We start from the raw sequence: 8,252 nt of genomic DNA, 5'->3' as shown, positions 1-8,252 counted from the left end.
CAACGAGATGAAAGCGTAGTGGTATTAATCAATGACCCTAGCCAAGATGTCATTGACGAAGACGATCCGTATGCAGACTACCAGATTCCCGATGATTTAATGTGGTAAGCCAGTAAAATTAATTTATGTCATAAGCCGGTCAAATAGTTATTGCTGAAAATACAGAAACGGGTATGTTGAGACAAACTAACTGTTTAAGCCGAAATCCAGAGGGGAGAAGTAATGGAAAAGCAAACCGTTGATAATGTTTCAAAGGTATTGGAATTTGTTTCTATGAGCCGTAGACGAAATAAGCTAAAACGCGAAATGGTTGATTTAGATAAGAAGATTCGTGATAACCGTAAGCGCGTTGATTTGTTAGATAACCTAGGTAGCTACATTCAAGAAGGCATGAGTGTTAGTGATATTAAATTGATTATCGAAAACATGCGTTCAGACTACGAAGATCGGGTTGATGAATACACCATTAAAAATGCCGATTTATCGAAGGAACGTCGCGAATTAGCACAAAAGCTAAAGGATATGAAAGGCGGCTAATTAAGGCTGCTGATGCTCCTAACGAAACCGCTGCATAGCGGTTTTTTTGTAGCTAGAGAAAGCGTTAATCTGGCCTTATGGTAGTAGGTCGGGTATAAACAAGCCGCTCACAGAGCGGCTTGTTTATCTCACTATTATTGCTTAGATATGGGCGAGGATCTTCTGTACAGTTTCTTTCGCGTCACCAAACAACATGTCGGTATTTTCTTTAAAGAACAATGGGTTTTGTACACCGGCGTAACCAGTAGCCATGGAACGTTTAAATACGATTACCTTCTTCGCTTCCCATACTTCCAGTACTGGCATACCGGCAATTGGACTGCCTGGTTCTTTCGCCGCAGGGTTAACGGTGTCGTTGGCTCCAATCACTAATACCACATCGGTAGAAGCGAAGTCGTCGTTGATTTCATCCATTTCCATCACGATGTCGTACGGCACTTTGGCTTCCGCCAATAGTACGTTCATGTGGCCAGGTAAGCGGCCTGCTACCGGGTGAATAGCGAAGCGTACTTTAATCCCTTTATCACGTAGTTTTTTGGTGATTTCAGCCACTGGGTATTGTGCCTGTGCTACCGCCATGCCGTAACCGGGGGCAATAATCACTTCGTTGGCGTCTTTTAGCATTTCTGCTACTTCATCGGCTTGCACTTCGGTGTGTTCGCCTTGCTCAACGTCAGCCGCAATAGTGCCGCCTTCGGTGCCGAAGCCGCCCAGGATTACACTAATAAATGAGCGGTTCATTGCTTTACACATAATGTAAGACAGAATCGCCCCCGAGCTACCTACTAAGGCACCGGTCACAATCAGCAAATCGTTGCCTAGCATGAAACCAGCCGCCGCCGCTGCCCAACCAGAGTATGAGTTAAGCATGGATACTACAACTGGCATATCGGCACCACCGATAGCAGAAACTAAGTTGTAACCAAATACGAAGGCAATCAAGGTCATAATTACCAAGGCCCACATGGCTTCGCTCGCCATGAACACACTGCCTAGGTAGATAGACACTACAATCATGCCTAAGTTTAACCAGTGAGCGCCTGGGAGGGCTTTAGGGGCACTGCTAATAATGCCGCGTAGTTTACCAAAAGCTACCACTGATCCGGTAAAGGTCACCGCACCAATAAAGATGCCAAGGAATACTTCTACGTCGTGAATGGTTTTCGCTACTGGGTCGATTTGACCAGTAATTGTGTCAATTAACGAGCTATGATCGATGGCACTAGAGAAGCCCACTAAAACAGCGGCCATACCTACGAAGCTATGCAGAATAGCTACTAGCTCGGGCATTTCGGTCATTTCTACTTTTAATGCTAAGCGAATACCAATCGCGGCACCAATAGCCATAGCCAAAGTGATGATCCAGCTACCGCCAGATACTTGAGTACTAGCCAAGGTGGCTAGCACGGCAATCACCATACCGATGATGCCGAAGATGTTACCGCGTTGAGCGGTTTCTTGTTTACTCAAGCCGGCAAGGCTGAAAATAAACAATAGGGCAGCGATTAGGTACGCTGCGGAAACAATACCTTGAGACATGTGACTATTTCTCCTTAGTCGTCTTTACGGAACATTTTCAGCATCCGCTGAGTCACAGTAAAACCACCGGCAATATTAATGGTGGCAATCAGAATGGCTATTCCCGAGAGCAGCAATACTACCCACGAGGTATCGGCCTTCATCTGCACCAAGGCTCCCACAATAATAATGCCACTAATGGCGTTGGTTACACTCATCAATGGAGTGTGCAAGGCATGAGTTACATTCCAAACAACGTAGTAACCGACCACACAGGCCAATAAGAACACGGTGAAGTGTTGTAAAAAGTCTGCTGGTGCAGCGTCTGCTACCCAAGCAAAAGCCGCCGCGCCTGCCGCCGCGATTAGCGGTTTTAACCAAGGCTTAGCGGGTTTCTCTGGTTCTGCTGGCGTCACTTCGGCTGCTGGGGCTTCAGTTTTGGGCTGAGCACTCACTTGAATCGGTGGTGGTGGGAAGGTAATTTCGCCATCTTTAACCGAAGTCACGCCGCGTAGTACTTCATCCTCGAAGTTAATGTCGATTTCGCCGTTTTTCTCTGGGCACATTAACTTAAGTAAGTTAACTAGGTTGGTACCGTATAGTTGGCTTGCTTGAGCGGGTAAGCGACGAGAAATATCGGTTAAGCCAACGATAGTGACATCGTGCTGAACGCTAATTTCACCTGGCTTAGTTAACTCACAGTTACCACCGGTAGCGGCTGCCAAGTCAACGATTACGCTGCCTGGTTTCATCAATTCCACCATGTCGGCCAAAATCAGTTTAGGTGCTGGGCGGCCGGGAATTAATGCAGTGGTAATAATAATGTCGACATCTTTGGCTTGTTCGCGGAACAGTGCCATTTCTGCTTCAATAAAGGCAGCACTCATTTCTTTGGCGTAGCCGTCGCCGCTGCCCGTATCTTCTTCTTCATACTCTAACTCGAGGAATTCAGCGCCCATCGAGTTAATTTGTTCTTTTACTTCTGGGCGAGTATCAAATGCGCGCACAATTGCGCCTAAGCTACCGGCAGTACCGATGGCGGCAAGACCTGCTACCCCTGCGCCAATCACTAATACTTTGGCTGGTGGCACTTTACCTGCTGCGGTAATTTGACCAGTGAAGAAGCGACCAAAATGGTTGGCGGCTTCAATAACGGCTCGGTAACCGTCAACATTGGCTAGTGAGCTACGTGCGTCTAACGATTGTGCTCGAGAAATCCGCGGAACCATATCCATCGCCAGCAAATTGACTTTAGCTGCTTTGAATTTTTCTAGCATTTCGGGATGTTGAGCTGGCCAAGCAAAACTGGCGACGGTAGCACCTTCTTTTATTAGGGCGAGTTCGTCAACGCTGCCATCACTGCCATCGAGAGGGGCGTTGACCTTGAAAATTAAATCTGCTTGAAAAGCTTGCTCTTTACTGACAATCTCCGCACCGGCTTCGGCATAGGCTTCATCATTAAAGCTGGCTGCTGTTCCAGCGCCGCTTTCCACAGCCACAGAGAAGCCTAACTTTAGTAGCTGCTCTACTGTTTTAGGGGTGGCGGCTACCCGGCTCTCCTGGTCGAAGATCTCCTTAGGTATTCCGATTTGCATAGTGTATTCCTGCTAATGGTTGTTATGTTGCGTTGCTATTTTGGCAACTGATCACTGTATATTAACCGTTTGTTAGCTAAAACTAATTAGTTAATTTCACGCATTTGGTCTGATATGAAAGAAAACTACAGCTCAACAGTCAAGTAACTTTGGGCAAAAGTATCGCTTATTTCCATTGGTCGAACCAATTTGTAAAGTTTATCGCAGCGATAGGTTATACCTAGGTATCTAAACGTTAGCAAAATGTAAAGCAGCAGAGGCAGGGTTTCGTTAGCTTTTATCAGTGAATAGCTAGAATGGCCTAGCTCGACTATCCTTTATATATAGCCGTGGGTTTTTAAAGACGGGCTGATCGCTTAAGCCTTTATTTTACAAACTAAACTCAAGCTATAAGGGGAGGTGGATATGAGGAGAGTAAAGTACTTAATATTGGCTATACTCTGCTGGCCATATTTGGCCCTAGCAAACTCGGCTTTAAAATTAGAATTTGCTGTTGATAAAGAGTTAGTTCAACCGCCTACCACTGCAACTATTTTTAATAAAATTAGCTGGTTGCAACAGCAACAATTAGTCTCGGCGCAGCCTTATTCTACTAATTCCTTATCACCTGTTCAGCAGCAGCAACTATTGCTACGGTATCAGCAAGTACCGCGTTGGCGAGCCAATTGGCGTGGTGGGCTGCGTTGGCAAGCGCAAGATAATTTAATGTTGCGGGCTAAAGGCAATAGAATCTCTAGTCATTTGACCTTATCGAATAAGTTGTTCTGTGCAATTTGTAAAACTCACATTGATACCACCTTATGGAAAGATGGGCATGTGCAACTTAAGTTAAAATCTTATTTTGAGTAGTTGTTTACTCGTTCCCCCAAGCGATATACTGGACGCAAAAAATGGGGGTAACGTGTTGGGCTATTTGTTGTTGGCCTTATTGCTGGTCTTTCTGCTTCCTGCAGCGAGTTTTTTCCTTGGATATGTTCATGTCTATCTAGAATATGGGGCAACTGTTTCGGTTACCATAATCGCACTATGGGTATTGTTTGATCTGCTTACGATAAAACGCCGCTAGCCCGCGCTATGGTTGGCTTGCTCTTCTCTTCTCTAATGAATCAATTTGTCACTAGTGGTATATTTTGCATATTTATGCATCTATTGTTGTTGTCGACAATCTTTCTATAAGTCCTTGATTCTCTTTTCGTTATTTTTGTGTAAAAAACCAAATATAGCTAATTGTAACTAGCCGCGCCTTTAATATTCACTAAAGCTATAAACGGGTTTTTGAAAATTACACTGTGTTTTTAAGTTTTTGTTTTTAAAGGTGTTTTATTTTGGGTTTTTGCACTGGATCCGCAAAGATCAGAATTAGTACTTCACATTTTTGGAAAAAGACTATAAATTACCCACCGCAAGACTGAGCTGGATCAAGAAAAAGTCGGCTATTTAATAGCCAGTTTAAATTTTTCTTGTGAAATTTTTATTCACTAGCTAGCCTTACTTACGCAAGTGGCAATAAATTAATATAAACAGAAATTCTTAGATTTCACCCTTGCAACAACTTAGGAGATTTATCGTAATGGAACAAGACCAACAACAAACGATGCGTTGTTTTGCAACTGGAAAAGGCTTTTTTGTTCGCCTTCCTATCAGTGAAGACATTGATGCAAAAGAATGTGAATCCGATGTTGAAGCGGCCGAGTAAACTACATCGGTAGTTGCTTTCAGATACTCGTGACTTGATTTTCACGCTTGTTACATCCCCCAAAACCGCTAGCTTGATGCTGGCGGTTTTTTTTTGCCTGTTAATCTGCTAATGGGCAAAATTTATACCTTATTGCACATTTTGAAAAAATCTTTGCTCGGCTTTTGCTTTGGGTCAAAGTGAATTGTTTTTGTCTATCTCGATAAACCATGGGCATATTAACAGGAGCTAAAATTACTCTGTAGGAGGTGTTTTTAGTCTAAGCATTAACTAAGGAGCATAAGATGAACATGTTACCTAGAGAACCTTGGTTTGATCGCGACCGTCTATGGGATAATTTCTTTAGCCCCGCTTTTAGAGTGGGAGATGAAGATTTTTTCCAACCTAGGGTTGATATCATAGATAAAGAAGATAGTTATTTGTTTGTGGCCGAGTTGCCAGGTGTTGCTAAAGAAGATATTCAGGTGCACCTTGAAGATGGCGTACTCAGTATTGAAGCAAAAATAAACCAGGAGCATCAGCAAGAAGGCGACAACGTGTTACGTAAAGAACGTCGTAGTGGTTTTTTTAAACGTAACATTAATGTAGGTAAAGCCATTCAGGCAAAAGATATTAGCGCCGAGCTAGTGAATGGTTTATTGATGTTGCGGGCACCCAAATTGCTGCCAGAGCCTCAACAAAAGCAGCAAATAAATATTAGCTAGTATTCTATTCGACCAGTAATGGTTATTTTACTGGTCGAGTTTGTTGGCGTAAATGCTGTAAGAAGGCAGCTATGTTAGGGTTTTCAAAGCGTTGATTGGGGTAATAAGCACAAACACTGCGTAGCTCCGATAACAACCCCGGTACCACTTCTACTAATTTACCATCCAGTAACTGTTGTTGAACTAAATCTTCAGAGACTAATACCACTCCCATGTGATGCACCGCTGCTTGTATCGCGGCCATTGGATCGTGAGTAATGAATTGCGGGGTTTGGTTAAGTATGGTGCCGTCGTTTAGTTTCACGCCGCCAGAGCGAATTTGTCCTTGTACTAATAGCAGAGGCAGACGGGTTAACCGCTGGGCACTGGTGACTTCCCCGTGTTTGGCAAGGAAGCGCGGGCTGGCAAAGCATTTTACTGCGTAGTCAAATAGGTGCAGCATGCGATAACTGGTGCTATCAAAATGCTCTAAACGGCGACTGATTACGATGTCTAAAGATAAGTCGGGAATAAGGCCTGCTTCTGTTTCCACTAATTCAATCCTGAGGTGGGGATGAGCGGGCAGGAATGAGGCGATTAAGGGCGTGACGAAAGAACTACCAGATACTGCTGATGCGCCAATGCTGAGTGTGCCGCTGAGCCCTTCATCAGCGTTCAACTGATGCCGCATGTTGTCGAATTGTTTGAGCCAATCACAACTTTGCAAATAGAACTGCTGGCCTTGCTCGGTAGTGCGGGTGCGGCGGGTGGTTCTTAGTAATAATTGACAGTGTAATTGAGCCTCCAACCAAGAGATCCGTTTGCTGCAAGAAGAGGTGGTGATGCCAATCCGCTCTGCGGCAAGGACAAAGCTACTACTCTCAACAACCGCAACATAGGTTTTTACCGCATTTAACCAGTCTATAGTGCCCTCCTTACGCCATTGTTTCCTTTTAGGAAATAAACTGTGTCTTTAGTGAATGATTATCCACTTCTGGCTTTAATTTACAATTGCGCAATCTAGCTAGAGGAGTTATTGAGTGAGCGCAGCACGCCTTCCGTTATTATTTTCGATTGCATTTATGGCCTGTTCGCAGTTGACCAATGGTTTACTTGCCCCTGCTTTACCGCAGATGGCAGTGCATTTTTCAGTAGAAGAACACCTAGTACAGAGCTTGATCTTATGTTTCATTCTCGGTTTGGGTTTATCTCAGCTTGTTTATGGGCCTTTGGCCGACAGTTTTGGTCGACGACGTATATTCTGGTGGGGGCAGAGTATTTTCTTAAGCGGCAACATGCTGACTTTTTTCGGCCTAAATAGTCTTTATCTGTTAATGCTGGGCGTGCTAATTCAAGGCTTAGGAGCTGGCAGCAACCAAATTTTAGCGCGCTGCCTAATCAGTGATAGCTATCGAGGCCTTGAACTAAAACATGGTTTTGCTTGGTTGGGCATGGCGGCCTCGGTCATCCCGGTGATAGGGCCTGTGGTAGGCGGTTTGGTGACCGCCTATTGGGGATGGCATTATTTGTTTTTCATCATCGGTAGCGCGGTGAGCATATTAATGATGATGGCGGCTAAATGGTTGCCAGAGACTCAAACCGAGTTGGGGTCGCCCTTGCAGTTTAAACGAGTTATGCGCGATTACTTTAATTTGGCGCTGAATCCCCATTTTATCGCTTATTCTTGCTTATCGTGGATCGCCAGTATTGGCTTGATGTATATGATTAGCAGCGCGCCATTTGTATTGCAGCACGATTTTGGTCTCAGCGCCGATAGCTATGGTTTGGTTATGATCATTCCGGCTGCTGGCTTGGCTTTAGGCAGTGCCTTTACGCGTCGTTACAACGGTCGTTGGTCTGAATTGCAAGTGATAGCTTTAGCATCTACCTTGCCTTTTTTGGCGACTTTAATTCTGTTGCTCAGAGGGAATGAGTTATCTTGGGTGGTATTGGCGATGAGCTTGATTAGCGCCAGTGTTGGCAGTATTTACCCGATCTCTCAATCGGGCTTGTTTGGCCTATTTCCCTCGCAAGCGGGCACGGTGTCGGCCTTAAGTGGTACCAGCCAAATGACCTTAACCGCGCTAGCTGTTGGGCTATTAACCAGTATCTTATTGCCGAGCACAAATGGAATGGCGGTCATATTTACGGTGATGGGGCTGTGTTTAATGTTGGCTATGGTGATCCAGGTTATGAAAGTCAGGCCGCTAGCTGTGTAAAGAT

The 8,252-nt window shown here is 44.7% G+C and carries 9 protein-coding genes; 6 read left to right on the top strand and 3 right to left on the bottom strand.

Annotated elements, in window-relative coordinates:
• Both ACQY6Q_RS16495 and ACQY6Q_RS16490 read left to right on the top strand, forming a co-directional pair.
• On the top strand, nucleotides 1-108 hold a 108-nt coding region (locus ACQY6Q_RS16495), incomplete at its 5' end, for a DUF2058 family protein (RefSeq protein ID WP_427983120.1).
• A 114-nt stretch (nucleotides 109-222) separates the two neighbouring features.
• Nucleotides 223-537, top strand: a complete 315-nt coding sequence (locus ACQY6Q_RS16490) for a DUF496 family protein (RefSeq protein WP_427983114.1) — start codon at nucleotides 223-225, stop codon at nucleotides 535-537.
• A gap of 141 nt (nucleotides 538-678) precedes the next feature.
• Here the strand turns inward: ACQY6Q_RS16490 and pntB are convergent, their stop codons facing one another.
• Complete coding sequence (gene pntB / locus ACQY6Q_RS16485) at nucleotides 679-2,076, bottom strand: Re/Si-specific NAD(P)(+) transhydrogenase subunit beta (RefSeq protein ID WP_427983113.1); 1,398 nt, start codon at nucleotides 2,074-2,076, stop codon at nucleotides 679-681.
• A 14-nt stretch (nucleotides 2,077-2,090) separates the two neighbouring features.
• On the bottom strand, nucleotides 2,091-3,650 hold the full coding sequence (locus tag ACQY6Q_RS16480) for a Re/Si-specific NAD(P)(+) transhydrogenase subunit alpha (RefSeq protein ID WP_427983111.1): 1,560 nt from the start codon (nucleotides 3,648-3,650) through the stop codon (nucleotides 2,091-2,093).
• 405 nt (nucleotides 3,651-4,055) lie between these two features.
• Between ACQY6Q_RS16480 and ACQY6Q_RS16475 the strand changes: the two genes are divergently transcribed.
• From ACQY6Q_RS16475 to ACQY6Q_RS16465, 3 genes are all read left to right on the top strand, one after another.
• The gene (locus tag ACQY6Q_RS16475; protein ID WP_427983109.1) at nucleotides 4,056-4,499 is read left to right on the top strand and encodes a hypothetical protein; all 444 of its coding nucleotides are present in this window, start codon (nucleotides 4,056-4,058) and stop codon (nucleotides 4,497-4,499) included.
• Nucleotides 4,500-5,220: 721 nt separating this feature from the next.
• The gene (locus ACQY6Q_RS16470) at nucleotides 5,221-5,346 is read left to right on the top strand and encodes a hypothetical protein (protein ID WP_427983106.1); all 126 of its coding nucleotides are present in this window, start codon (nucleotides 5,221-5,223) and stop codon (nucleotides 5,344-5,346) included.
• 284 nt (nucleotides 5,347-5,630) lie between these two features.
• A complete protein-coding gene (locus ACQY6Q_RS16465) occupies nucleotides 5,631-6,050 on the top strand; it encodes an Hsp20/alpha crystallin family protein (protein ID WP_427983104.1) in 420 nt (139 codons plus the stop codon).
• Nucleotides 6,051-6,072: 22 nt separating this feature from the next.
• Here the strand turns inward: ACQY6Q_RS16465 and ACQY6Q_RS16460 are convergent, their stop codons facing one another.
• Entirely contained in the window at nucleotides 6,073-6,954 is an 882-nt protein-coding gene (locus ACQY6Q_RS16460; RefSeq protein WP_427983117.1) for a LysR family transcriptional regulator, read from the bottom strand.
• Nucleotides 6,955-7,069: 115 nt separating this feature from the next.
• On the opposite strand from ACQY6Q_RS16460, the gene ACQY6Q_RS16455 reads away from it, so the two are divergent.
• Nucleotides 7,070-8,248, top strand: coding sequence for an MFS transporter (locus ACQY6Q_RS16455; RefSeq protein ID WP_427983102.1), 1,179 nt, complete (start codon nucleotides 7,070-7,072; stop codon nucleotides 8,246-8,248).
• Nucleotides 8,249-8,252: the final 4 nt, after the last annotated feature.

The organism is Agarivorans sp. (genome assembly GCF_050295395.1).
In the GTDB taxonomy this organism is placed as follows: domain Bacteria; phylum Pseudomonadota; class Gammaproteobacteria; order Enterobacterales; family Celerinatantimonadaceae; genus Agarivorans.
The sequence above is the reverse complement of the archived record's forward strand: the minus strand, read 5'-3'. Positions and strand labels throughout refer to the sequence as shown.